General features: G+C 67.1%; 26 protein-coding genes. 14 read left to right on the plus strand and 12 right to left on the minus strand.

Going from position 1 to position 20,385, the window contains the following annotated elements; translation table 11 throughout:
- Positions 1-48: 48 nt before the first annotated feature.
- Positions 49-504, minus strand: coding sequence for a CIA30 family protein (locus tag LG3211_RS15665; protein ID WP_148648940.1), 456 nt, complete (start codon positions 502-504; stop codon positions 49-51).
- Between the two features lie 46 nt (positions 505-550).
- Complete coding sequence (locus LG3211_RS15670) at positions 551-748, minus strand: hypothetical protein (protein WP_057943651.1); 198 nt, start codon at positions 746-748, stop codon at positions 551-553.
- A gap of 429 nt (positions 749-1,177) precedes the next feature.
- Between LG3211_RS15670 and LG3211_RS15675 the strand changes: the two genes are divergently transcribed.
- The 5 genes from LG3211_RS15675 (at position 1,178) to upp (ending at position 4,828) form a co-directional block, all read left to right on the plus strand.
- A complete protein-coding gene (locus tag LG3211_RS15675; RefSeq protein ID WP_057943652.1) occupies positions 1,178-2,677 on the plus strand; it encodes an aminotransferase class III-fold pyridoxal phosphate-dependent enzyme in 1,500 nt (499 codons plus the stop codon).
- 108 nt (positions 2,678-2,785) lie between these two features.
- Entirely contained in the window at positions 2,786-3,028 is a 243-nt protein-coding gene (locus tag LG3211_RS15680; protein ID WP_036101983.1) for a hypothetical protein, read from the plus strand.
- Positions 3,029-3,061: 33 nt separating this feature from the next.
- On the plus strand, positions 3,062-3,508 hold the full coding sequence (locus tag LG3211_RS25805; RefSeq protein WP_148648941.1) for a hypothetical protein: 447 nt from the start codon (positions 3,062-3,064) through the stop codon (positions 3,506-3,508).
- Positions 3,509-3,548: 40 nt separating this feature from the next.
- A complete protein-coding gene (locus LG3211_RS15690; RefSeq protein WP_057943654.1) occupies positions 3,549-3,860 on the plus strand; it encodes a hypothetical protein in 312 nt (103 codons plus the stop codon).
- Positions 3,861-4,192: 332 nt separating this feature from the next.
- Positions 4,193-4,828, plus strand: coding sequence for a uracil phosphoribosyltransferase (upp, locus tag LG3211_RS15695; protein WP_057943655.1), 636 nt, complete (start codon positions 4,193-4,195; stop codon positions 4,826-4,828).
- A 131-nt stretch (positions 4,829-4,959) separates the two neighbouring features.
- Here the strand turns inward: upp and LG3211_RS15700 are convergent, their stop codons facing one another.
- The 8 genes from LG3211_RS15700 to rsmD all read right to left on the minus strand — a co-directional run bounded on the left by LG3211_RS15700 (position 4,960) and on the right by rsmD (position 11,829).
- A complete protein-coding gene (locus tag LG3211_RS15700; RefSeq protein WP_057943656.1) occupies positions 4,960-5,730 on the minus strand; it encodes a TMEM43 family protein in 771 nt (256 codons plus the stop codon).
- On the minus strand, positions 5,727-6,617 hold the full coding sequence (locus LG3211_RS15705) for an MBL fold metallo-hydrolase (protein ID WP_057943657.1): 891 nt from the start codon (positions 6,615-6,617) through the stop codon (positions 5,727-5,729). Before LG3211_RS15705 ends, LG3211_RS15700 begins: the two co-directional genes overlap by 4 nt.
- A gap of 169 nt (positions 6,618-6,786) precedes the next feature.
- Positions 6,787-7,371, minus strand: coding sequence for a hypothetical protein (locus LG3211_RS15710; protein ID WP_057943658.1), 585 nt, complete (start codon positions 7,369-7,371; stop codon positions 6,787-6,789).
- Between the two features lie 96 nt (positions 7,372-7,467).
- The gene (gene ggt / locus LG3211_RS15715; protein WP_148648942.1) at positions 7,468-9,192 is read right to left on the minus strand and encodes a gamma-glutamyltransferase; all 1,725 of its coding nucleotides are present in this window, start codon (positions 9,190-9,192) and stop codon (positions 7,468-7,470) included.
- Between the two features lie 38 nt (positions 9,193-9,230).
- Entirely contained in the window at positions 9,231-9,479 is a 249-nt protein-coding gene (locus LG3211_RS15720; protein ID WP_057943660.1) for a YfhL family 4Fe-4S dicluster ferredoxin, read from the minus strand.
- A 491-nt stretch (positions 9,480-9,970) separates the two neighbouring features.
- The gene (locus LG3211_RS15725) at positions 9,971-10,465 is read right to left on the minus strand and encodes a hypothetical protein (protein ID WP_057943661.1); all 495 of its coding nucleotides are present in this window, start codon (positions 10,463-10,465) and stop codon (positions 9,971-9,973) included.
- A gap of 42 nt (positions 10,466-10,507) precedes the next feature.
- Positions 10,508-11,011 (minus strand): pantetheine-phosphate adenylyltransferase, encoded by a 504-nt coding sequence (coaD, locus tag LG3211_RS15730; RefSeq protein ID WP_057943662.1) that lies wholly within the window; start codon positions 11,009-11,011, stop codon positions 10,508-10,510.
- Between the two features lie 173 nt (positions 11,012-11,184).
- Complete coding sequence (gene rsmD / locus LG3211_RS15735; protein ID WP_057943663.1) at positions 11,185-11,829, minus strand: 16S rRNA (guanine(966)-N(2))-methyltransferase RsmD; 645 nt, start codon at positions 11,827-11,829, stop codon at positions 11,185-11,187.
- Positions 11,830-11,894: 65 nt separating this feature from the next.
- On the opposite strand from rsmD, the gene ftsY reads away from it, so the two are divergent.
- The 6 genes from ftsY to LG3211_RS15765 all read left to right on the plus strand — a co-directional run bounded on the left by ftsY (position 11,895) and on the right by LG3211_RS15765 (position 16,842).
- Positions 11,895-13,235, plus strand: coding sequence for a signal recognition particle-docking protein FtsY (gene ftsY / locus LG3211_RS15740; RefSeq protein WP_057943664.1), 1,341 nt, complete (start codon positions 11,895-11,897; stop codon positions 13,233-13,235).
- Positions 13,236-13,241: 6 nt separating this feature from the next.
- On the plus strand, positions 13,242-14,588 hold the full coding sequence (locus LG3211_RS15745; protein WP_057943665.1) for a hypothetical protein: 1,347 nt from the start codon (positions 13,242-13,244) through the stop codon (positions 14,586-14,588).
- A 6-nt stretch (positions 14,589-14,594) separates the two neighbouring features.
- Positions 14,595-15,746 (plus strand): A/G-specific adenine glycosylase, encoded by a 1,152-nt coding sequence (gene mutY, locus LG3211_RS15750; RefSeq protein ID WP_083512575.1) that lies wholly within the window; start codon positions 14,595-14,597, stop codon positions 15,744-15,746.
- Positions 15,747-15,805: 59 nt separating this feature from the next.
- A complete protein-coding gene (locus LG3211_RS15755; protein WP_057943666.1) occupies positions 15,806-16,075 on the plus strand; it encodes an oxidative damage protection protein in 270 nt (89 codons plus the stop codon).
- Positions 16,076-16,229: 154 nt separating this feature from the next.
- A complete protein-coding gene (locus LG3211_RS15760) occupies positions 16,230-16,484 on the plus strand; it encodes a DUF6289 family protein (RefSeq protein ID WP_057943667.1) in 255 nt (84 codons plus the stop codon).
- Positions 16,485-16,584: 100 nt separating this feature from the next.
- Entirely contained in the window at positions 16,585-16,842 is a 258-nt protein-coding gene (locus tag LG3211_RS15765; RefSeq protein ID WP_057943668.1) for a DUF6289 family protein, read from the plus strand.
- A gap of 104 nt (positions 16,843-16,946) precedes the next feature.
- Here the strand turns inward: LG3211_RS15765 and LG3211_RS15770 are convergent, their stop codons facing one another.
- Complete coding sequence (locus tag LG3211_RS15770) at positions 16,947-17,456, minus strand: GNAT family N-acetyltransferase (RefSeq protein WP_057945525.1); 510 nt, start codon at positions 17,454-17,456, stop codon at positions 16,947-16,949.
- 71 nt (positions 17,457-17,527) lie between these two features.
- Positions 17,528-17,788, minus strand: coding sequence for a YjhX family toxin (locus LG3211_RS15775; RefSeq protein WP_057943669.1), 261 nt, complete (start codon positions 17,786-17,788; stop codon positions 17,528-17,530).
- A 196-nt stretch (positions 17,789-17,984) separates the two neighbouring features.
- Between LG3211_RS15775 and LG3211_RS25810 the strand changes: the two genes are divergently transcribed.
- The 3 genes from LG3211_RS25810 (at position 17,985) to LG3211_RS15785 (ending at position 20,354) form a co-directional block, all read left to right on the plus strand.
- A complete protein-coding gene (locus LG3211_RS25810; RefSeq protein ID WP_148648943.1) occupies positions 17,985-18,365 on the plus strand; it encodes a hypothetical protein in 381 nt (126 codons plus the stop codon).
- Positions 18,366-18,435: 70 nt separating this feature from the next.
- Entirely contained in the window at positions 18,436-19,041 is a 606-nt protein-coding gene (locus tag LG3211_RS15780; RefSeq protein ID WP_148648944.1) for a hypothetical protein, read from the plus strand.
- 128 nt (positions 19,042-19,169) lie between these two features.
- Positions 19,170-20,354 carry a hypothetical protein gene (locus LG3211_RS15785; protein WP_057943671.1) on the plus strand — a complete coding sequence of 395 codons (1,185 nt, stop codon included), beginning with the start codon at positions 19,170-19,172 and terminating at the stop codon, positions 20,352-20,354.
- The last annotated feature ends 31 nt before the right edge of the window (positions 20,355-20,385 follow it).

Consider the following 20,385-nt stretch of genomic DNA (forward strand, 5'->3'; position numbering starts at 1 on the left):
TGGATCTGAATGATTCAGGCACCCCCCGTGCCACGATCGATGCGGACTTTAGCGGAGTTCGAAGACCTCGATCTCGAATGAGAACGGCCCCGGCTCATCGGTCGCGCTCAGGGCGATGGCGCGCAAACGGCTCAGATCCATGTTGGGCATGCTCGCCAGCGGCACGCGCACTTGCTGCCATTGCGCGGCATTTCGAATGATCTGCAGGCCCGGCTGGCCGCTCATGTCGGTGCCGGAGAACTCCAGCAGGGTCAGGCTGCGCGCCTGCCCGCGCACGCGAAAACTCAATTCATGCACAGCGCGCGCGTCGGCCGCGATCTCGCCCTGGGCCGCGAGCGGAGCCGAACCGCCCTCGCCCTGCCCGGCCAACAGGCGCGCGCTGGACTTGCCGCCCAGGCAGGCGGCGTTGGACGCCGCGGCGCTGGCGAGCAGGCCTAGCGGCAGGCCGGCGCTCAGCGCGGTGCGGGGCCGGGTTCGGATCTGGCCGAACCGGGCTGCTGTCATCGGGTGCATACGGATCTCCAAAAGGTACGCCTGCGGCAGCCCTCGGTCAGACGCTGCGCTGCGGGCCGGCGCGGTCTTGCCGGCGCAGGCCTGGGAAAGTGGGCTGGTATTGCGAACGACGCGGCAGCGCACCGCCGGCGCGGCCATGAGCCGGACGCGCCGCCTTGCCCGCCGGGACCTCGCCCGGACCCGGCTGCCGCGCGGCCACGGCGACGACGCGATGGAAGGGATGGATCGCGTTCATGGCCGAACTCCACGCGGTTGCCGGAAGGTGCCGCCACTGTCGGTTTCGCGATCGTTCCGCGTCAGTGCACGAAGACATTCATCGCCGGTGACAAGCGTCACCAGCGGCACGAAACGCGGTACGGGCGGGCAATCTGAACCTGCATCCGCAGGGGGTTATCGGCGAACGCGGCACGTGATAGACTCGCATAAATCATTGAAATGAAACGAAAAATCGTCAAAAGGCCATGGCCTGACGCAAAATTTTTGCGCGATGTTTCGGGGTTTCAACGAGTTACGCGGGGGCTGCGTCCTGGTCCTCTTCGTTCGATGTGAGAGATGGCGCTTGGCGGCCGGGGGGCTGCTGCAACCGCGCGCGTCCAGCCATGAAGGCGGACCGGTCTCCCACGCAATACACGGCACGACGCCGACGACCTTTTTGGAGATCGAGATGACCAATTTGCTCAGCCAACTCGCGCCGCTGCGCGCGCACGCCGGCAAGCGCCGCACCGTCGGCCTGGACGACGACACCGTCGCCCGCTTCGCCGTCACCCATCCCGATCTGGGCGAGGCCATCGCCGCCGCCGCCGCCGAGTACGCACTGGTGCGCGATCTGCACGCCGACCTGCTCGACCTGGACGAAGACGCGCAGATCCACGCCGTCCAGCAGGGCTACGTCAATTTCTATCCCGACGACGGCGTCAACCCGTACATCGCCCTGGCCGCGCGCGGCCCCTGGGTGATCACCCTCAAGGGCGCGGTGCTGCACGACTCCGGCGGCTACGGCATGCTCGGCTTCGGCCACACGCCCTCGGCGGTGATCGCGGCGATGGCCAAGCCGCAGGTGATGGCCAACATCATGACCCCGTCGCTGTCGCAGCTGCGCTTCGAGCGCGCCCTGCGTGCGGCCATCGGCGTGAACCGCGGCGGCTGTCCGTACGAGCGCTTCTTCTGCCTGAATTCGGGTTCCGAATCGGTTTCGCTGGCCGCGCGCATCGCCGACGTCAACGCCAAGCTGATGACCGATCCGGGCGCCAAGCACGCCGGCCGCGCGATCAAGCGCGTGGTGGTCAAGGGCAGCTTCCACGGCCGCACCGAGCGTCCGGCGCTGTACTCGGATTCCTCGCGCAAGGCCTACAACCAGCACCTGGCCAGCTACCGCGGCGAGGATTCGGTGCTCACCGTCGAGCCGTACGACATCGACGCGCTGAAGAAAATCTTCAGCGACGCCGAAACCAACCACTGGTTCATCGAAGCGATGTTCCTGGAACCGGTGATGGGCGAAGGCGACCCGGGCCGCGGCGTGCCGCCGGCGTTCTACGCCGCCGCGCGCGAGCTCACCCGCAACCACGGCTCGCTGCTGCTGGTCGATTCGATCCAGGCCGGCCTGCGCGCCCACGGCGTGCTGTCGATCATCGATTACCCGGGCTTCGAAGGCCTGGATGCGCCGGACATGGAGACCTATTCCAAGGCCCTCAACGCCGGCCAGTACCCGCTGTCGGTGCTCGCCGTCGGCGATCGCGCCGCCTCGCTGTACCGCAAGGGCCTGTACGGCAACACCATGACCAGCAACCCGCGCGCGCTCGACGTCGCCGTCGCCGTGCTCGAACACGTCACCCCGGAACTGCGCGCCAACATCCGCGCGCGCGGCGCCGAGGCCATCGCCAAGCTGGAGAAGCTCAAGAGCGAACTCGGCGGCCTGATCACCAAGGTCCAGGGCACCGGCCTGCTGTTCTCGTGCGAACTCGCCCCGCAGTTCAAGTGCTTCGGCGCCGGTTCCACGGAAGAGTGGCTGCGCGAGCGCGGCATCGGCGTGATCCACGGCGGCGTCAACTCGCTGCGTTTCACCCCGAACTTCACCATCGGCAGCGACGAGCTGGAACTGCTGGTGTCGATGGTCGGCCGCGCCCTGCGCGAAGGCCCGCGCGCGCAGCAGGCCGCCGCGGCCTGACGGCCCAGGAGTGAGTGGAGAAGAGTGAGGAGTGAGCGAAAGCCGCTTCTCGCTCTTACTCACTCCCCGCTCTTCTTCACTCAGTAATGCTCCAAAGGAGCCAATGGAATGATCCGTTTGTCGAACAAGGAAACCGGCGCCGACATCGGCGAGATCAGCGAAGAAGAGCTGCAGATCCTGGTGGCCGCGCTGGAAGAAGAAGACAGCAAGGACCAGGACTACTGGATCGACCACGCCGTGGTCGACATGATCGAGATCGATCACCTCAACGCCGGCTCGCTGATCACCGTGCTGCGCGCGGCGATCGGCGGCAGCGATGGGATCGAGATTCAGTACGTGCGTACGGCCTGACGCCTCGCGTACCCTCACAGCCCTGGCCAAGCCATGCCGTTGCCGCGCGTACTCGGCGCTACGGAATTCCGTCTGCCTCCGGTAGACGGATTCCATCTGCCGGATGGGCGTGTTTTCGCCCTGCATGGATGTCCCGACGGGGATTTTCGTGTCGCTGCACAGGCCTCGCCTCCCGCACCGGCCGACGACATCGGATTTGCGACGCTCTACCCCTCATTCGAAACCCGACACCCCGACGGGCACGAAGCCTTGGTCGGCGGCGACGGCGCCTGGGAGGGGGAAGGTTTTCTGGCACTGATCGACTTGGCCACGCAAACGCCGACGTGGATCTTCTATTGCGCAACGGCCGAAATCTTCATCTCCGGCGCTTTCGAGCCTCACTGCATTCGCGCGGTCTCGCTCGGCGACATCCATCGTTATCACTGGTCGTTCGATCGCGTATCGCCGCCCACGATCCGCATCGAACGCAGCCGCGCGTGAGTGCTCGGCCGCGGCGGCACAACAAGGAGCAAGTTCGCTCATGGCGCTCGACCTGATCCAGGCCCGGCACGAGCGCGAGATCCACGCCTCGCGCAAGCTGTTCGCCATCGACGAGATGCTGCATTCGCAGTTGCTGGCCCGGGCGCAGCCGCGCGGCGAGTATCCGCTGCTGCACAAGTTGCGCGACTACTACGCCGACAGCACGTTGTTGTTGGGCGAGTTGCCTCGCTTGCAGGCCGAGTTAGCGCGGATCGGGGCCAAGTTCACCGATCCTACCCAGGTGCATGAGTTCTCGCGCTTCGTCGAGCAGGCGATTGCCGACGGCGACAACCTCTACGCCACCGCCGACTGAACTGCCAGCCCAGGTCATTCCCACCTATTGGATTCCCCCCTTTGAAAAGGGTGAAGGGCCGCGCTTGCGAACCGCAGGTTCGCGCGGCACTGAACGTCCGCAGGCTGTGCCTGTGGGCCGGAGGGCCAGGGGGGGGATTTACTTTTGCTTCCCCCTGCAGAAGCACCAGCAACAGCAACAGCAAATCCCCCGCGACGCTTCGCGTCGTCCGCCCCCTTTTTCAAAGGGGGCAACGGCAAGAGCCTTCGGCTGATGAATCCACGCTTGCGCCCCGCCCCGCAAGCGTCAATCCTTTGCGACAACGATCGCCCGCCCCGCACCCAGGCCACCCAATGAAAATCGTCGAAGTCCGCCACCCGCTCGTCCAGCACAAACTCGGCCTGATGCGCCGCGCCGACAACAGCACCAAGTCGTTCCGCGAGCTGGCCTCGGAAGTCGCGACCCTGCTCACCTACGAAGCCACCGCCGACCTCGAAACCGAGGAAGCCGTGGTCGAAGGCTGGGCCGGGCCGGTCGTCACCCGCCGGATCAAGGGCGCCAAGGTCACCCTGGTGCCGATCCTGCGCGCGGGCCTGGGCATGCTGCCGGGCGTGCTGGAGCTGATTCCGGCGGCCAAGGTCGGCGTGGTCGGCCTGCAGCGCGACGAACAGACGCTGCAGCCGGTCGGCTACTACGAAAAACTCACCGGACGCATGGAAGAGCGCACCGCGCTGATCCTCGATCCGATGCTCGCCACCGGCGGCAGCCTGATCGCGACGGTGGACCTGCTCAAGAACGCCGGCTGCAAGCGCATCAAGGGGCTGTTTCTGGTCGCGGCGCCGGAAGGATTGAAGGCGCTGGAGGCCAAACATCCGGATGTGGAGGTGTTTACCGCGTCGGTGGATGAGCGACTCAACGAGGTCGGCTACATCCTGCCGGGGTTGGGCGATGCGGGCGACAAGATTTTCGGGACCAAGCACTACGCTTGAAGTGTTGGGCCATGGTCTGCTGATCGAAAAGCATCGGGGCTGAAAGCCCCTCCCACAACAGACGCCGAAGCCACGCAATCTTTTGTGGGAGGGGCTTTCAGCCCCGATGCTTTCGCTCCGCTCGCGCGAAACTACCGCCGCGCCTGCCGCCGCTTACGCAGCCGATACAACACGATCAGCGCCAACACCACCGCGACCGCGAACCACCCCGGCGACCAGCCACCGCTTTCAGGTTCAGCCGCCGCCGTCGCGACAGGCTCGCGCGCCGGCGCCGCGTTCAACGCCGCCGCGGCGGCCTCCGGGCGCAGACGCCACACGCCTTCGCGCAATTCCAGCTTGCCTTCCAGCGGCGGCAACCGCAGTTCGCGCCAACTCACGCGCAGGTCGCCGATCTGCGGATCGAGCGGATTCTCCGAACTGCCCAGGCCATCGCCCTCGGGCTGAAACGTCGCCGCCAGGTTCGACGGCAAGCGGCTGAAATTAGGCCGGAACACCCGCCACTCGCCGATCGCGCGCAAGACTTCGCTGCCCAGCGGCTTGCCGTCGAGCGTCGCCGACTCCGACCACCAGCGCCGGTTCTCCAGCGGCATCCGCGACGGATTGGCGTGACCGGGCGAGTAACCGCTGGAATCGATCGGCGCCGCGTTCCACACCCGTTCGTAACCGTCGCCTTGCGAAGCGATGCCGAACTCGCGCCGCCATTGATACATCTCGACCCGGCGGTCCAGACCGAACTGCCGCGTCAGCACGCCGAAATCGCGATCGCTCAGCGCCTTGCCGCTGAGCGGCTCGCCCACCGGCTCGCCGTCTTCCGCGTCTTGCGCCCAGGCCGCGCCCGCGCAGACCAGCATCGCGACCAGCGCGATCGCGCGCCAGCGCCGCGCTGGGCGGCGCAAATTCATGCAGCCAGCGCCCGCGCCTGCAATTCGGCGACTTCGTGCACGGTGCCGAACTTGCCCTTGTCGTCGCGCACCACCTGCGCCAGCGCGCAACCCGGGTCGTGGGTGAAGAACAGATGCACGTTGCGTTCGAGCTTGTCGCTGAGAAAGGCTTTCTTCTCGTCGATCAGCAGTTCGGCGTTGCGGTCGTAGCCCATGGTGATCGGCACGTGCACCCACGGCCGGCCCGGAATCAGATCGGCGCAGAACACCACGCCGCCGTGCGGCTGGCCCTGGACCTGCTCGGGGCCGACGATCTCGGCCAACATCAGCCCCGGCGTGTGGCCGTGGCTGTAGTGGAACCGCACGCTGTCGCCGAGCAACTTCGAATGCTCGCCCTCGACCAGTTCCAGGCGGCCGGTGGCTTCCAGCAGCGCCGGCAGTTCGGCGATGAAGCTGGCGCGATCGCGCGGATGCGGCTGCAGCGCGCGCTGGTAGTGCTCACGCCCGACCAGGTACGAGGCATTGGGGAACAGCAAGCGCGGCGCCTGCCCTTCGGCCCACGGCGCGAGCAACCCACCGGCGTGATCGAAGTGCAGATGCGAGAGCACCACCACGTCGATGTCTTCCGGCGCGAAGCCGGCCTTGGCCAGCGAATCGATCAGCACGTGGCGCTCTTCGACCACGCCGTAGCGCTCGCGCAGCTTGGGTTCGAAGAACGCGCCGATGCCGGCCTCGAACAACACCGTCTTGCCGGCCAGCGGGCTGGCGAGCAAGGCGCGGCAGGCCAGCTCGATACGGTTTTGTTCGTCGGGCGGCGACCATTTGGACCACATCGCCCGCGGCGCGTTGCCGAACATCGCGCCGCCGTCGAGTTTCTGCGAGTTACCGAGGATCGACCAGAGCTTCATGGCTGCACCGCCCGGGTTGCGGGCATTGGCGGGGGATGGCTGATTTTAGCCGGGATTCGGGAGTTGGGATTCGGGATTCGTGAAAGCGGCCGACGCAACAGGCCGAAACTTCAACTTTACCGGGCCGTTGCTTTAACCAATCCCGAATCCCAAATCCCGAATCCCGGCTTCACTGCGGCGTCGCCACGGTCGCGAAGTGAAAAATGAACTCGCCGTCGCGGCCGTCGGCGGAAACCACGCGCACCGGCGCCAGCGGTTTGTCGGCGACCAAGGTGGCGGTGCCGCTGGCCGACAGCTTGCTGATCAGCCCGGCGGAGCGGCCGTTGATCTTGATCAGCATCTCCTGCCCCGGGACCAGCATCACGCGGCCCATCGACGGGTCGCTGCCGCGCGGAGTGACGTTGCGGCCTTCCTCGGTGTCGATGTAGTCGCGCGAAGGCAGTTCGAACAGATCCTGGCCGCCGGCGCTGACCTGGAACGACCACGACGTGCTGCCGCTGGTGCCGTCGTTGATCACTTCGATCTTTTCCAGCGTCAGCAGGACCGAATAGCGCGAAGGTGCCTTGGGCAAGTCCGGCTTGACCGCGGGCGTGGCGGCCGGCGCCTGCGCCGTCGGCGCGGGCGGCGTCTTGTCCTTGAGGCCGGTGATATCGCGCACGTTGTTGACCAGCGTGGTCAGAGCGACCAGAAAAGCGACCGCGGCGACCGAAATCGCGGTGACGCGGGTGTACCAAGGCTTGTTCTCGTCGCTCACTGACCTGTTTCCCCTGTCCTTGCCTGGGCCGTTGCCCATGCGGCGCAATCTACTGCACCGCATGGCCGCCGCGCCATCGCACGGCGGCCGTCCGCGTCAGGGCCGGCTCGGCAGTACCACGGCCTGGCCGACCGGATTGCGCGGATCGGTGCCGCCGGACAAGGTGTTGTCTTGCTTGTTCCACATCACCGTCTGCAGATTGCCCCAGGGCGATTCGGCGGCGTTGACCTTGTGGCCCATGGCCTGCAGCTTGGCGACGGTGTCGGCGTCGAGCGCGCCGGCTTCGGCCGAGATCACGTCGGGCAACCACTGATGATGGATGCGCGGCTGACCGGCGACCTGCTGCGGCGCCAGGCCGGCGTCGTAGGCCAGTACCGCCAGCAGCACCTGGGTGATGATGCGGCTGCCGCCGGGCGCGCCGACCGCGATCACTTTGTCCTTGGACTCCATGAAGCTCGGCGTCATCGAGCTGAGCATGCGCTTGCCCGCTTCCGGCGCGTTGGCGGCGAAGCCCATCACGCCGAAGGCGTTCGGCGTGCCCGGGCGCAGGGCGAAATCGTCCATCTCGTTGTTGAGCAGCACGCCGGTGCCCGGCGCGACCAGGCCCGAGCCGTACAGCAGGTTGACGGTCTGGGTCGCCGAGACGCGGTTGCCGTCGTGATCGATGATCGAGAAATGCGTGGTCTCGTCGTCTTCCAGCGGCGCCGGCTGGCCCGACAGCAGATCGCTGGGCGTGGCCTTGTCCGGATGGATGGTGGCGCGCAGGCCGGCGGCGTAATCGGCGCTGGTCAGGCGCGCCAGGGGGATCTTCACGAAGTCCGGATCGCCCAGGTAGATGGTGCGGTCGCGATACGCGCGGCGCATGGCCTCGGCGATGATGTGGGTGCGGTGCGCGGGATCGAGCTTGCTCAGGTCCCAGCCTTCGAGAATCTGCAGGATCTCGGCGAAGGCCACGCCGCCCGACGACGGCGGCGGCGCGGTGACGATGTCCCAGCCGCGGTACTTCAGGCGCAACGGTTCGCGTTCGCGCACCGTGTAGCCGGACAGTTCCTCGGGCTTCCATTGGCCGCCTTCTTCCTTGACCGAAGCGAGCAGCTTCTGCGCGACTTCGCCGCGATAGAAGCCGTCGAAGCCCTTTTCGCCCAGCAGCTCCAGCGTGCGCGCCAGATCGGGTTGCTTGAAGATTTCGCCGACCTTGGGCGGATCGCCGTCGGCCAGATAGACCTCGCGCGTGCCGCGGTAACGCTCCATCACTTCGCGTCGGCTGCCGTAGCTCTTTTCCAGGCGCGCGTAGACCGGGAAGCCCTCGCGGGCGATGCGGATCGCCGGCGCCAGCGACGTCTTCAGCGGCAGCTTGCCGTACTTCTGCGCAAGATGGACCAGCGCCGCCGGCAATCCGGGAATGCCCGCCGACCACGGCCCGTTGACGGAGCGATCGCGGTTGAGTTCGCCCTTCTCGTCCAGGAACGCCGCCGGCGTCGCCGCGGCCGGCGCGGTTTCGCGCGCGTCCACGAAGATGTCGCGATTGGTCTTGGCGTCGTGCAGCAGGAAGAAGCCGCCGCCGCCGATGCCGGAACTGACCGGTTCGACCACCGACAGGGTCGAGGACACCGCGATCGCCGCATCGAAGGCGTTGCCGCCCTGGCGCACGATTTCCAGGCCGGCCTGCGACGACAACGCATGGGCGCTGGCGATGACGGTCCCGGGCGGATGCGCGGCGGCGGATTTCGCCGTCTCGGCGGGCGCGGCCTTGGCGACGGGCGCCTTGGACAGCGCGGGCGCGGCGATCAGCAACAACGAAGCCAGTAAGCAGGCAGACATCAGACCGGCTCGCGGTCGCGGCGCCTTTCGCATCGGGTTCACTCCTGTTGTAGACGGCGCAGCTTTTCGAGCAGCTGCGGTTCGGATTCGACGAACTGCGGGTCCTTGTCGATGCACTCGACCGGGCACACGACCACGCACTGCGGTTCGTCGTAATGGCCCACGCACTCGGTGCATCGGGCCGGATCGATCACATAGATGCTTTCGCCCTGGGAGATGGCCTGATTGGGACAGGCCGGCTCGCAGACGTCGCAGTTGACGCACAGCTCGTTGATCTTCAGCGACATGGGGTTCACGGGTGCCGGCGAAACCGCGCGATTCGCTGTACCGGCAAGGCCTTCAGTGTAGGCCCCCCGCCGCGCCCGGCATAGCGGCGGGCCGGGATGCTGCGTGCCGGGGATGGAGGATTTGGCGGGTGCGGGCGGGTTCGGTGCTCAGCGCCGCCCCTTTTGCCGTGCTGTTCCCCCCTTTGAAAAAGGGTGAAGGGCCGCGGCTTGCGAACCGCAGGTTCGCGCGGCACTGAACGCCCGCAGGCTATGCCTGCGGACCGGAGGTCTGGTGGGATTCGCTTTTTACGTCAGATCGCCGCCCACCCGCAAAAGCAAATCCCCCGCGCTGGAGCTTCTCGCGGTACCCACTCTCCGCGGGCGCCGCCCCCCTTTTTCAAAGGGGGCACCACTTTTAAAGGAGCGCTTACCCACGAACGAAATCGGGCCGCACAAGGCGGCCCGATCCGGATGCGACTGTCAGCCCGACCGCGCAAGCGGCCGAACCGCGCTTACTTGGCTTCGACGAAGATGTAGTTCACGCCGGCCGGGGTTACCGCGGCCTTGACGCGCTCGTTGTCGGCGGTGGCGCCGATGAAGATGAACTTGACGCCCTTCATGGTGGCCGGATCGACCTTGCTGAAGGAAGCCACGGCCAGGTCGGCGGTCTTGGCCGAGTCGGGCGAACCGAACGCGACCAGGTTGCCTTCCAGGATGCCGCGCGACATGTCGGCCTGCGACTTCTCCAGCATCAGGTCGTAGTCGCGCTGGAAGGTCGGCGAATCCGGCGCCGGCAGGACGTAGACGTAGGTGCTGCCGCTGACGCCGTCGAGATTGCGCTTGACCACGTCGGTCAGGTACGCGTTCCAGGCGTTTTCGTCGCTGGTCTTGGGCGCCGACAACGCCGCGGTTTCAGCGGCGACCTCCTTCTTCTCCTCTTTCTGGCAGGCAGCCACGAACGGCAGCGCCAGGCAGGCGATCAACAGCAGACGGGAGGAAGTTTTCATCGGTAGGCCCCTTGGGTTCGGTTCGGGTGTGTCGTTGAGTGATCAGTTTTTCTTGCGTTGCCACTCGGCCTGCAGCGCTTGCGCCACCGCCGGCGGCACGAAGCCGGAAACGTCCCCGCCCAGGCGCGCGATTTCGCGCACCAGCGAGGACGAAATGAAGCCGTATTGCTCCGCCGGGGTCAGGAACAGGGTCTCGACCTCGGGAATCAGATGGCGGTTCATGCTGGCCAGCTGGAATTCGTATTCGAAGTCCGACACCGCGCGCAGCCCGCGCAGCAGCACGCCGCCGCCGACTTCGGCGACGAAATGCGCCAGCAGGCAGTTGAAGCCGCGTACCTCGACATGAGCATGGTGAGCCACCGCCTGCCGCGCCAGGTCCACGCGGGTCGCCAGCGGCAGCGCCGGGCCTTTGCCCGGGCTCTCGGCGACGCCGATGATCATGCGTTCGAACAGCGGCGCGGCGCGATCGACCAGATCGACGTGACCATTGGTGATGGGGTCGAACGTGCCGGGATAGACGGCGATGCGATTGCGGGCCGAGCTCATTCGATGTGTCGTTCACTGCTGGAATGACGGGGAGCGGGTTGAGGCCGCCCCCGCCGGATGCGGCGCAGTGTAGCAGCCGTCCGTGCGGCCGGGTCACGGCCCGCCGGACGGCCTTCGGCGCGGTCGCGGCGGCACCTCCGGCCGTCCCCGGCCCGCGCCGCGAACCCTGCAAATCAAGCGTCGATGCGCCTATACAGCGCGTAACGCACCTCGCGCGTGGCGCCTTCGCGATGCGGCGACCACGGCGGCGGCAATGCGACGGCCGTCGCGATCGGCGCTTCCACGTACAGCCAGGCCGAAGGCGCCAGCGTCGGCAACAAGGCCGGCCAGACCGCGTCCCATAGCCCGGCCGCGAACGGCGGATCGACGAAGGCCAGATCGAAACCGGCCCCGCCCTCGCCCGCCGGCGCCTGCCCGGCCAGCCAGCCCAGCGCATCGGCCTGGACAATCTGCGCCGCCTGCCCGCCCTGCAACCGCGCCGCCAGCGCGCGCAGGTTCGCCGCCAGCGCCGGGTCGCGTTCGACCAGCACCGCCGAAGCGGCGCCGCGCGACAGCGCCTCCATGCCCAGCGCGCCGCTGCCGGCGAACAGATCCAGCACGCGCGCGCCCGGCAGCGCCGGCAACAGCCAGTTGAACAGGGTTTCGCGGACCCGGTCGGAGGTCGGGCGCAGGCCCGGCGAATCGGCGACGTCCAGGCGGGTACCGCGCCAACGGCCGCCGATGATGCGCACCTTGCCGGTCGGTGAGTCGGCGCCGCCCGGGCCGCGCCGGGACGGGCCGATCGGGGGGCCAGGCGGGCCGCGTCGGGAATTGTTCATCGGGACTGTCCGGGGGCCGGTGCTAGCATGTGGAGATTCTCGCGCATGGCCCCATCTCCCGTCTCATGCTCAGTTTTTTCCGCCGCAAGAAAAACGAAACCGCCGCCGAGAAATCCTCCGAGCGCGGCTTCACCACCGAAGAATTGGCCGCCGCGTTTCCCGATGCGCAGGCCGATACGCACGCCGACGCGCAGCAAGCCCAGGAGCCGTCGCCGGACCTGCCTCCGCGAGCCGATGCGCCCGCGCCTGCCGCGCCGAACCCCGCGCCGCTCGCGCCGGCACCGAGCCCGCAGGTGTTCGCCGCCGAACCGCCGGTGCCGCCCGAGGTCGTGGCCGCGCTGCATGAAATCGAACCGCCGGTGCCGCCGCCGGCCGCAAGCTTCGCGCCGCCCGCCGCCGCGCCGGACGCGCCTTCGCAGCAGACCATCTCGGCCGAAACCGAGCCGGTCGCGCCGACCGACTACATCGACAAACCGGCCGCGCCCGCCGGCAAGCAAGGCTGGCGCGACCGCCTGCGCGGCAGCGTGTTCGCGCGCAGCTTCGGCGGCCTGTTCTCGCGCAACCCGCGCCTGGACGACGATCTGCTCGACGAAATCGAAACCGCGCTGATCACCGCCGACGTCGGCGTCGGCGCGACCACCGCCCTGGTCGAAGGCCTGCGCAAGCGCATGAAGTCGCGCGAGTTCGCCGACGCCCAGGCGCTGCTTGGCGCCTTGCGCGCCGAGCTGATCGCGATGCTGCAGCCGGTGGCCAAGCCGCTGGTGATCGACGTCAACGCCAAGCCCTTCGTGCTGCTGACCGTCGGCGTCAACGGCGTCGGCAAGACCACCACCATCGGCAAGCTGGCCAAGCGCTTCCGCGACGAAGGCCGGCCGCTGATGCTCGCCGCCGGCGACACCTTCCGCGCCGCCGCAGTCGCGCAGTTGCAGGCCTGGGGCGAACGCAACGGCGTACCGGTGGTCGCCCAGGGCCAGAACGCCGACGCCGCATCGGTGGCGTTCGACGCGCTGCAGGCGGCCAAGGCGCGCGGCACCCAGGTGCTGATCGCCGACACCGCCGGCCGCCTGCACACGCAGCAAGGTTTGATGGCCGAACTGGGCAAGATCCGCCGCGTGCTCGGCAAGGTCGATCCGACCGCCCCGCACGAAGTGCTGATGGTGATCGACGGCACCACCGGGCAAAACGCTTTGTCGCAGCTGCGGCAGTTCCATGCGGCCGTGGGCGTAACCGGGTTGGTGGTGACCAAGCTCGACGGCACCGCCAAGGGCGGCGTGGTGTTCGCCCTGGCGCGCGAGTTCGGCATTCCGATCCGCTTCGCCGGCATCGGCGAGCGCCCGGAAGACCTGCGCGTGTTCGACGCGGAAGCCTTCGTCGACGCGCTGCTGCCCGAAGCGCTCGGCGGCTGAGGCGCGATGCCCGCCGAAACGACGGCGCCGCCGCAACGCCGTTCGCGCAAGCGGATCTACATCTTTCTTGCGTTGCTGCTGGCGGCGCTGATCGGCCTGCATTGGCTGTCGCGGCCGAGCCAGGTCAGCTGGATCGTGCTGGCCCAGGCCGGCAATGCGCTCGGCCTTGAGATCAGCGCCGGCGGCGCCAGCGAATACCGATTGCGCGGCACGCCGATGATCGTGGTGCGCGACCTGCTGGTGCGCGAGCCCGGCGCGGAAAAGCCCTTGCTGCGCGCCGAACGCGCCTACCTGTCCCTGCCCTGGACGACGATCCGCGCCGCCGGCGATTCGCTCGACATCGAACGGGTGGAGCTCGACGCGCCGCAGATCGACATCGCGGCCCTGAACCACTGGCTGGCCACGCGCCCGCCATCGGCCGAGCCGAGCAAGATTCCGTCCTTGAGCCGCGGCGCCCGGGTCGTCCGCGGACGTTTGATCGGCGAAGGCTGGTCGGTGGAAAACTTCCGCGTGGATTTCGCCGAACTCGGCCCGGACAAACCGGTCCACGGACGTCTTGACGGACGCGTGCTCAGCGACGGCCTCGCGATCCCGTTCGACGTAGCCGCGACCTTGCAACGGCCTTCGCTGGCGCGCGGCATGGGCATGGCCGGGCAAGTCTCGGTTCAAGCCAAGGACTGGACCTTGCCGATGCGCGTGCGGCTCGGCGCCCTGCTGCATTCGGGCGCCGATGGCCTCGGCCTGGATCGTCTGCGCCTGGGCGCGAACGCGCGCTACCGCGCCGGCGACACCGACCTGCCCTTCGTCTACGGCCTGGCCGGGCCGCTGCGTTATCGCGACGGCAAGCTGAGCCTGGCGCCGATGGGCGCGGTGTTGCGCGGCGACGATGCGGTTTCGAATGCATCCGCGGCCAAGGCACCGGCGCCGAAAACCGCAGCAACTCCGAACTTGATCCCCGACCTCGACGCCCACGGCAGCTTCGCGTTCGGCGAGACGATGCAACTGCACTGGCGGGGAACGCTCGCGACCTGGCCCGCCGGATGGCCGGCGCTGCCGCCGCCGCTGGGCCAGTCCGATTCGCCGCTGCCGTTCCGACTCGATTACGAAGGCAAGGCGGATTTCTCCGGCCCCGCCGCGCTGCAACTGCAACGCGATCAAACCCGTTTCGACGCCGGCTTCCGCCTGCCCGCCGTGCTGCAATGGCTGGACGCGAGCGAAGGCTCGCTGTTGCCGCCCTTGAGCGGACACATGAGCACGCCGAAGATCGAAATCTCCGGTGCCACCCTGGAAGGCGTCGAGATCGAAATCGAAGACGATCCGCAAGCACCCACCACGCCGACCGCGGCGCGCTGAAAACCGATGACCTCCCGTAGCCAAAGCGCCAACGACTCCGCCCCGCCCCGCAGCGCCAAGACCGGCCGCGCGAAGAAAACCGCCGCGCCCGTTCGCGATGCGCACGCGCCCGCCGCCAGCGGCGACGACGCCTTCGCCAGCCGCCTGCTGGCATGGTTCGACATCAGCGGCCGCCACGATCTGCCCTGGCAGCACCCGCGCTCGCCGTACCGAGTGTGGCTGTCGGAAATCATGCTGCAGCAGACCCAGGTCAAGACCGCGGCGCCGTACTTCGAACGCTTCGTCGCCGCCTTGCCGGACGTGCCCGCGCTCGCCGCCGCCTCGCTCGACACCGTGCTTGGGCTGTGGTCGGGCCTGGGCTACTACGCCCGCGCGCGCAACCTGCACGCCGCGGCGAAATTCTGCGTCGAGCACCACGGAGGCGACCTGCCGCGCGACCTCGACGCGTTGACCGCGTTGCCCGGCATCGGCCGCAGCACCGCCGCGGCGATCGCCTCGCAGGCCTGGGGCGATCGCCACGCGATTCTCGACGGCAACGTCAAACGCGTGCTCAGCCGCTATCACGGCATCGATGGTTATCCCGGCCTGCCGGCGGTGGAACGGCAATTGTGGACGCTGGCCGAATCGCATCTGCCGCACGCGCGCATGACCGACTACACCCAGGCGCAGATGGACCTGGGCGCGACCTTGTGCACGCGCGCCGACCCGTCGTGCATCCTGTGCCCTCTGCAGCACGATTGCGTCGCGCGCATCGAAGGCCGCGTCGCCGAACTGCCGGTGCCCAAGCCGGGCAAGGTTCCGCCGCAACGTTATGCGCAGGTGCTTTGGTTGCTCGATCGCGACGGCCGCGTGCTGCTGCAACGGCGCCCGCCCGCCGGCATCTGGGCCTCGCTGTGGACCTTGCCGCAAAGCGACGACGAAGCCCAGGCCGCGCGATGGTTCGGCGCGCACGTGCGCGGCGAATTCGCCGACGGCGCGGCGCTGGCGCCGGTCGCGCATGCCTTCAGCCACTACAAGCTGGAATTGCAGCCGCGACGCTGGCGCGAAGTCGCCTTGCGCGACGCGGTCGGCGACAATGACGACTTGCGCTGGTTCGCGCGCGATGAACTCGCATCGCTCGGCATTCCCGCGCCGATCCGCAAACTGATCGAATCCTGACCACGGCCGCTCGCGCCGCCGCGGCTCCCCCCCACCGTTCACCTCAACAGGATGTCCCCATGAGCCGCAGCGTTTTCTGCCAGTACGAACAGCGCGAGACCGAAGGCCTCGACTTCGTTCCTTGGCCCGGCGAACTGGGCAAGCGCGTTTACGCCAACATCGGCAAGCCTGCCTGGGCCGCGTGGCTGGCGCACCAGACCATGTTGATCAACGAAAACCGGCTCTCGCCGCTGGACCCCAAGCACCGCGCTTTCCTGGAAGAGGAGATGGAGAAGTTCCTGTTCGGCGGCGGCGCCGAGAAGCCGGCCGGTTACGTGCCCGAGGCCTGAATAGCGCTCGCGCCGCGATCGCCATTCGCGCCGCTCCAATCTGCGACCCAGTACCACACCTCGGCACCTCAGCACGCGGGCGGTTTCGTGTAGAACCAGGATTCCGGTCGCGACCGGAAACCAGGCACTACTTCACGCCACCAAGGAGAGGCCGATGTTCAAGACGAACAAAGCGCGGATGCGCACGCTGTCGCTGTCCCTGCTCGCCGCCGGTCTGGCCGTAACGGCCGCCGCTTACGCGTTGCCGGTACCGAACAACGACGAAAGCTACAACTTCACGTTCTACTCCGACGCCAGCCGCACGGTGGTCGTCGGCGAGCGTATCTACGGCAACTGCGGCGACCCGTATTCCTGGGGCCGCATGACGCCCTGGTCGAGTTACTACAAGACCACCTGCACGCCTCCCTGAGCCGGTTCGTCCGGCTCACCCATCGCAGTTCAGACCACTGCCCGGCGCCGCTGTCGCCGACACGCGAGGCGCGCGCGGGCAGGCCACAAGGAGAGTTGTCATGTCTGAAGTCAAGCAATCGTCCAAGCGCAAACTGTCGCTGATCCTGCTCGCCGCCGGCATGGCGGTATCGCTGGCCGCCGCCGCGCTGCCGCATGCGGGCCCGGGCCAGGGTTACGTATTCACCTATTACTCCGACGCCAGCCACAGCGAAGAAGTCGGCGGCATGGGCTACGGCCATTGCGGCGAACCCTTCGATTGGGGAACGCACACGCGTTACTTCACCTATGTCAAGGTGACTTGTAACCCGAATCCCTGAGCCGCGCTGATCGCACCCCGACGCGTCGTCGCCGCTGCGCGCCGCTCGCGACCCAAAGCCCGGCGCATGCGCCGGGCTTTGTGTTTCCGCGATGACGCCAACCTTCAGTGGCCGTCAACAATGCCGAACGCGGACGGGTAGCTCACCCGTCCCGATTCGCCGCGCAGCGCGCCTTCGACCAGTTCCAGCGCCATGAAGGCCTCGCCGGAAAACGGCGCGGCGAGTTTGGCCGCCAACGCCGCGCTGAAGCCGAAGCGTGGGTAGTAGCCCGGATGCCCGAGCACGACCACCGCTTCGAAACCGCTGTGCGCCAGGCGCGCGAGCGCTTCGCGGATCAACATCGACCCCACGCCCGTGCCCTGGTAGTCCGGGCGCACCGACACCGGCGCCAGAGACAACGCTTCGACCTCGCGGCCGTCCACGCTCACCGGCAAGGCGGTGAACAGCGCGTGGCCGACCACTTGCCCGTCTTCCACCGCCACCAGCGACAGCCGCACCAGTCCGTCTTCGCGCAGGCGATCGAGCAGATCGGCTTCGTCGTCGCCGCCGAACGCGGCCTGGGTGATCGCGCGGATCTGCGCGCGGTGCGATTCGTTTTCGATCAGAACTTGCATATCGTCCTCCTGCCCGCGCACGGGCGCCGGATCGCGGACAGTACTGAACATCAGCAGGCTCAGCATGCCGGTCACCTATTATCGTATTGGGGACGCACGAGCTGCCGTCCCAGATGAGTGATGCGATACGGGCCGCTGTCGCTGGAAGCGATCAGCTGGCGCCGCTTGAGTTTCTGGAACACCGCCAGCGAGCAATCGGCGAGACGGAATCCGTCGCGGTTGTAGCAATCGATGGCGACGATGCGCGCGCCGCCATCGGCGCGGCGATGGTGGATTTCTCCACCCTGAGCCAGCGCGTGCAGGACGCGCTGCTCCAACTTGGAAATGTTCATTGGACATGTCGGTTGTAGCCGGAACGAACGCGACGGCGCGCACCCGCTTTGCGCGGATGGCGAACAGATTCGACGCGTTACCCACCTTCACGAAAGCGAAGGATTAACGGGTGGCTACACTCTCAGACATGTTATCCCTCTGGGCCCGCCGGTCAGCGGTGATTGGGGAAGCGGAACGTAATAGCTCGGCGCGGCCATGTCAACCGCGCGGCCACACGGCGGAATTTTCCTCGCGCTCGATTCGCGGCGTCGACGACGCCAGGGGCGATCGAGCGCGACGACTTCGATCATCGATGCATGGTGCGTTCGCGCCGATCGCATCGAGGCCGTCGAGATGAAACCGGAATCGAATCGCCGGGCGCTCCAACATCCGGCGAATGCGGGCGCGCACAGACACGCGCGCTCCAGTCAGCCGCACACGTTCAACAAGCCCAATAAAAAAACAAAAACGCGAAAAGCAAAAACAAACGGCCATATCGATATTTCTCGCAAATTTTTCTTCGCCGTAAAATTTTCCGCCGTTTTTCCCGGGAAAACACGTAATCCGGCGCGAATCAAAAGCGCGCACGCGACCTAATACTCAATTCATAGAAGCCGCCTGTTGCACTAAACAAAAGCGCGGAGCCTCCTCCTCGCTTTACCGCCGCTTGTCACGTTATTGGCACCGCCGAAGCGATAAAAAGCTTTTCAATATCGACGCTGCCGCGAACGTCGCCGCAGCGATGCCCGTGACATACGAACACCGCTTCGACTTCAATCAGGGGGACCACATGGCCGCAACGACGCGCCTTCCCAAGGTATTGCTTGGCGGCATCGCGGTGATTCTCATCGCACTGGCGTGGAAGCCTTGGAGCCAGAATCGGCAAAGCGAAGACCCCGTCCCGACGCCCTCCTCCAACGCGCAGTCCACGGATCCGGCCGCGCTCGACGCCGCATCCGCAGGCCACAGCGCCAACGCCGGCACCACCGCGCCGAGCGCGCAAACCGTCGCCGCCGAACGCGCGCGCAACATCTCCATCCAGGCGCAGCCGCCAAGCACCTACACAGGTCCTGACGGCAAACAGCACGAGATCGTCTACAACCAGGGCCTGAACCTCTCGCCCGGCACCCGCGAACAACTCAAGAGACAGTTGCTCGCCGAGATGCAGCAGCATCCCGATGCGGTGTCCCGCATCTACGCGATCAGCAAAGACGATATCGCAGCCGTCGTCGCCGGCACCAAACCCTTCCCCGACGAGTTGCTTAATCAATAAGCGGACTCAAGCGTCGGCGGCGACGAGCAGTGCGTTAGCCCGGGCACCGGCTCGATAACGGCCGGGCTGGAGCGACCATCCATGAGCATGCGCTCATGGCCTTTATGGACGAAAGAGGGATTTCTGCTATGAAAGCCTATAAGTATTGCGTGTTGGCTGCGGCATTGATGAGCGCCAACGCGCTCGCGCAGAGCACCGACGGTTACGGCACCACCATACGGCTTCCGCTCGCGGTCAGCAGCGGCTCGTATTCCTCGACGCTGTTCGTGCGTAACGGCGGCAGCGACGCGGCCAGCGTCAAGGTGACCTATTACGGTGCGCCGGGAACGCCGTTCGCCGGCGAACGTCCCTGCACGACGCTGAGCATCGCCCCGGGCGCGGTCTCGGAAAACTCCCTCGCCACGCTGTGCGGCGTGCCGATCGGTCCGGCCAGCAACTACGGCCAGGTGGTGTTCGTCGAGCAAAGCGCGGCGAATATTCCGATCTCGGTCTTTACGCGGATCCAGGCCGTCAGCGGTGCGGGCTTCTCCGTGGAGGGCTTCAAGATCGGTTCGCTGACCGGCGGCGCGACCAGCTCGACCGTTTCCGGCCTGCGCCGTCAGGCCGCCGCGCCGGGCTATCAGTCCAACTGCTTCGTAGGTTCCGTCGGCGAACCGGTGACGGTGACCTGGTCGCTGCGCACCGCCGGCGGCGCCGCGCTCGGCACGCCGCAAACCACGAACCTGAGCACCAACGAGACCGTCCGCTTCCTCGATGTGTTCAGCGCCGCCGGCGCGCCGGCCGGCGACTACAGCAATGTGCAAGCGGTGTTCAGCGAAACCACGGCCGGTTCCAATCCGGGTTTCGTCGCCTATTGCACCACGCAGGAAAACGTCAACTTCGACGGCGATTTCCGCATCGCGAAGGAAGCCGATCCGGACGACCTGCGTTCGAAGAAGGTCGGCGTCTCCACCTCCAGCGCGCTGGGTACCCTGCTCGGCCTGGCCAGCGGCCAGGATCAGTTCGGGCTGTATCTGCAGCATCCGGACTGGGTGCAGTGCCGGATCAACGGCACCAACGCACCGCAACTGGAAATGCGCCTGGAAGATCCGCAGGGCAATGTGGTCGCCGGCGGCAACAACATCAGTTCGTTCCAGAAGGTGTATCTGGGCGAAAAGAGCACGCGCAACAACGGCGTGAGCGGCCTGTGGGTGCTCAAGGTCGAGTCGCGCAATCTGCTGTCGTTGTCGCTGCCTTACGGCGTGACGTGCGAAACCGGCAACGGCTCCAATCCGCCGCTGCTGGTCAACCACTCGGTGATCGAAGAGTTCTGATCGCACACCTGGCGACATAGCATCGGGCTCC

Source organism: Lysobacter gummosus, assembly GCF_001442805.1.
Lineage (GTDB): Bacteria > Pseudomonadota > Gammaproteobacteria > Xanthomonadales > Xanthomonadaceae > Lysobacter > Lysobacter gummosus.

Excerpts from the sequence above, each read along its gene's own strand:
- mutY (WP_083512575.1), top strand. The coding sequence starts at position 14,595 with ATGACCTCCCGTAGCCAAAGCGCCAACGACTCCGCCCCGCCCCGCAGC.
- LG3211_RS25805 (WP_148648941.1), top strand. The coding sequence starts at position 3,062 with ATGCCGTTGCCGCGCGTACTCGGCGCTACGGAATTCCGTCTGCCTCCG.
- LG3211_RS25810 (WP_148648943.1), top strand. The coding sequence starts at position 17,985 with ATGTCAACCGCGCGGCCACACGGCGGAATTTTCCTCGCGCTCGATTCG.
- LG3211_RS15675 (WP_057943652.1), top strand. The coding sequence starts at position 1,178 with ATGACCAATTTGCTCAGCCAACTCGCGCCGCTGCGCGCGCACGCCGGC.
- LG3211_RS15670 (WP_057943651.1), bottom strand. The coding sequence starts at position 748 with ATGAACGCGATCCATCCCTTCCATCGCGTCGTCGCCGTGGCCGCGCGG.
- LG3211_RS15725 (WP_057943661.1), bottom strand. The coding sequence starts at position 10,465 with ATGAAAACTTCCTCCCGTCTGCTGTTGATCGCCTGCCTGGCGCTGCCG.
- coaD (WP_057943662.1), bottom strand. The coding sequence starts at position 11,011 with ATGAGCTCGGCCCGCAATCGCATCGCCGTCTATCCCGGCACGTTCGAC.
- LG3211_RS15680 (WP_036101983.1), top strand. The coding sequence starts at position 2,786 with ATGATCCGTTTGTCGAACAAGGAAACCGGCGCCGACATCGGCGAGATC.
- LG3211_RS15775 (WP_057943669.1), bottom strand. The coding sequence starts at position 17,788 with ATGAACATTTCCAAGTTGGAGCAGCGCGTCCTGCACGCGCTGGCTCAG.
- LG3211_RS15760 (WP_057943667.1), top strand. The coding sequence starts at position 16,230 with ATGTTCAAGACGAACAAAGCGCGGATGCGCACGCTGTCGCTGTCCCTG.
- LG3211_RS15745 (WP_057943665.1), top strand. The coding sequence starts at position 13,242 with ATGCCCGCCGAAACGACGGCGCCGCCGCAACGCCGTTCGCGCAAGCGG.
- LG3211_RS15705 (WP_057943657.1), bottom strand. The coding sequence starts at position 6,617 with ATGAAGCTCTGGTCGATCCTCGGTAACTCGCAGAAACTCGACGGCGGC.
- rsmD (WP_057943663.1), bottom strand. The coding sequence starts at position 11,829 with ATGAACAATTCCCGACGCGGCCCGCCTGGCCCCCCGATCGGCCCGTCC.
- LG3211_RS15700 (WP_057943656.1), bottom strand. The coding sequence starts at position 5,730 with ATGAATTTGCGCCGCCCAGCGCGGCGCTGGCGCGCGATCGCGCTGGTC.
- LG3211_RS15720 (WP_057943660.1), bottom strand. The coding sequence starts at position 9,479 with ATGTCGCTGAAGATCAACGAGCTGTGCGTCAACTGCGACGTCTGCGAG.
- ggt (WP_148648942.1), bottom strand. The coding sequence starts at position 9,192 with ATGTCTGCCTGCTTACTGGCTTCGTTGTTGCTGATCGCCGCGCCCGCG.
- LG3211_RS15755 (WP_057943666.1), top strand. The coding sequence starts at position 15,806 with ATGAGCCGCAGCGTTTTCTGCCAGTACGAACAGCGCGAGACCGAAGGC.
- upp (WP_057943655.1), top strand. The coding sequence starts at position 4,193 with ATGAAAATCGTCGAAGTCCGCCACCCGCTCGTCCAGCACAAACTCGGC.
- LG3211_RS15665 (WP_148648940.1), bottom strand. The coding sequence starts at position 504 with ATGACAGCAGCCCGGTTCGGCCAGATCCGAACCCGGCCCCGCACCGCG.
- LG3211_RS15765 (WP_057943668.1), top strand. The coding sequence starts at position 16,585 with ATGTCTGAAGTCAAGCAATCGTCCAAGCGCAAACTGTCGCTGATCCTG.
- LG3211_RS15785 (WP_057943671.1), top strand. The coding sequence starts at position 19,170 with ATGAAAGCCTATAAGTATTGCGTGTTGGCTGCGGCATTGATGAGCGCC.
- ftsY (WP_057943664.1), top strand. The coding sequence starts at position 11,895 with ATGCTCAGTTTTTTCCGCCGCAAGAAAAACGAAACCGCCGCCGAGAAA.
- LG3211_RS15770 (WP_057945525.1), bottom strand. The coding sequence starts at position 17,456 with ATGCAAGTTCTGATCGAAAACGAATCGCACCGCGCGCAGATCCGCGCG.
- LG3211_RS15690 (WP_057943654.1), top strand. The coding sequence starts at position 3,549 with ATGGCGCTCGACCTGATCCAGGCCCGGCACGAGCGCGAGATCCACGCC.